Source organism: Streptomyces sp. NPDC005899 (assembly GCF_040629645.1).
In the GTDB taxonomy this organism is placed as follows: domain Bacteria; phylum Actinomycetota; class Actinomycetes; order Streptomycetales; family Streptomycetaceae; genus Streptomyces.
The window spans coordinates 1-2,234 of the sequence record NZ_JBEXWB010000602.1; the positions used below are offsets into that span (position 1 = coordinate 1).

A 2,234-nucleotide genomic window follows, 5' to 3' on the forward strand; every position below is an offset into this window, starting at 1 on the left:
CGACCAGCAGCGGGGGGGCGTGCTCGCCCTTCACCGTCGTCAGGGACAGGACCGCGTGCCCGGCCGGGAGCTCGTAGGCGAGGGCGGAGGCGGACCAGCGCTCGCGTTCGACCCGCCTCACCGTGACGGCCTCGGTGGTCACGGCCTTGCCGGTGGCCATCCTCCGCAGGGCGTGCAGGGCGCGGGTCAGCGGCTGGTCGGCGTAGACGGTGTGCTGCGCCACCTCCCGGACGTCGACCCACTCCTTGCCCCAGGCCTCGGCGAACCGCCGGCCGTCCCAGGTGGTGATGCCGGAGAAGATCATGCCGCAGCCCACGGCGCCGAGCAGGGCGGAGTGCAGTTCCTCGGGCACGTCGTCGACGGTGCGCAGCACCAGTACGGCGCCCGCGTTCACGGACCTCAGGTGCCGCAGTCCCCGGACCGTCTGCGCGGTCAGGGTGCCCGTGGCGTCGTCCAGCACGAGGCCGGCGAACAGGGAGCGGTCGGCACGCGCCGCGGCCATCGCGTTGAACTGCGCGAGGACGAGCCTGGCCAGCACGCGGGACGCCCCGGCGTGGGCGCGTTCGGGCAGGTCGACGCGGACCCTGAGCGGATGCTGTTCGAGGGAGCGGAGGGAGAAGGGGCGGGCCTGCTCCCCGGTGGCGAAGAAGCCGGCGAACGCGGGCCGGTCGAGCAGGGCGACCCGGTCGGCGAGCACGGCGGCGGCGTCGCCAGGGGTCCCCGCCTGGCGGACCCGCGCCTCCAGCTCGCGCAGCATGGAGTCGTGGCCGCCCGCCCGCACCGCCTCGCGCAGCGCGGAGAGGGCCTGCTCGCTCCCCGCGAGGAGCTCGCGCAGTTCGGGAACGGCCGGGAAGTGCCCGTGGACGGCGCGGTACGGGCCGAGCACCTGGCCGAGGGCCAGCGCCGCACGGCGGCTGTCGAGGCCGGGCACGTCTCCGGCGAGCCCCTCCGCGAGCGTGGCCGCCGCCTCGTCGGGGTCGAGCGTGCCGCCGTACAGGTCGAAGTCGTACACCGAGGACGCGTCGCCGAGCTTCACGACGACGTCGTAGGCGTCGTCGGGGCCGAGCGGGGTTCCCGCCGCGCAGACGGCGAGCACGGCGGATCGTCCCGCGAGGGCCTGGAGCGCCAGCGTCTCGACGACCGGGCGTACTAGCCGGGTCGTCTTGCCCGCCCCCGAGGGCCCGACCGCGAGGAGGGAGGTGCCGAGCACGGCCGGGTCGAGGGCGGCGCCGGAGCCCCGCCGGGCGTACGGGTTGCGCTCGTCGTCCACGCAGCGCCCGAGGCGGACCTGACCGGCCAGCAGGTCGTGGCGGGCGGCGCGCAGGGGGATGTCCCGGTGGCCCGAGGGGTGGAGGAAGGCGTCCGGGCCCTGGCGCAGCACCGCCGCCTCGAAGGCCTGTGACCGGTCCGGAGCGGTGCGGGCGCGGGTCCAGGCGTGGTCGACGCGTACGCAGTCGACGTCGTTCATGCGCGCGGCGCGCACCGCCGCGCCGAGGACGTCGGCCGCCTCCGTGAGGCCCGCGGCGCGCAGCTCGGGCCAGGTCGCGCGGCCGGTGCCGGCCTGGGCGGGGGCGGGGGCGGGGGCGGGGCAGCCGGGCGGGTCCGCGGGCACGCGCGTCCGGGCTTCCCGGGCCTCGGCGCGCCACCGGCCGGCCCGTGCGAAGGGCCAGAGCGTCCCGGCCAGGATCACGGCGTAGGCCCCGTAGGCGACCAGGGCCGCGAGGTACTTGTTGCCGCCCCCCTGCAGCCAGTCGCTCACGAGGTACATGACGGCGTCGACGACCGGGACGCGGCCGCTCCAGACGGCCCAGAGCGCGAGGGCGGCACCGGAGGCGGACAGGACCAGCCGTACCCGCCGCAGGTGCGGCCCGGCGTGGTGGCGGACGACTCCGGCCCAGTTGCCCAGCCTGGCGGCCCACAGCCCCGCCAGCAGGACCAGCGCCTGCAGGTAGAGCAACTGGAGGGAGTTGGCGGCGGGCGGGACGTAGTCGGCGCGCAGCCGGTCGAACGCCCACCAGTCGCCCGGGGTGAAGACCATGAACGGCACGTTCACGTAGGGGATCCGGAAGTCCATGAGCAGGCCCCAGAAGACCAGCCACAGCACCAGGGTGGCCAGGGGGCCCAGCAGGGAGGGGTTCGGCGGCTTGGGGGCCGGCCGCGGCACGTACGCGTACCGCCAGACGCCCGGGTCGGCGGCGGGGCGGCGGGTGTCCAGCCACTCCTCGGTCGACGGG

Annotated in this window: 1 protein-coding gene; it reads right to left on the reverse strand. The window is 76.6% G+C overall.

Annotated features, from left to right (window positions below; genetic code table 11):
• The coding region (locus tag ABZ371_RS31905; RefSeq protein WP_358686276.1) for an ATP/GTP-binding protein at positions 1-2,234 on the reverse strand (2,234 nt) is incomplete at both ends.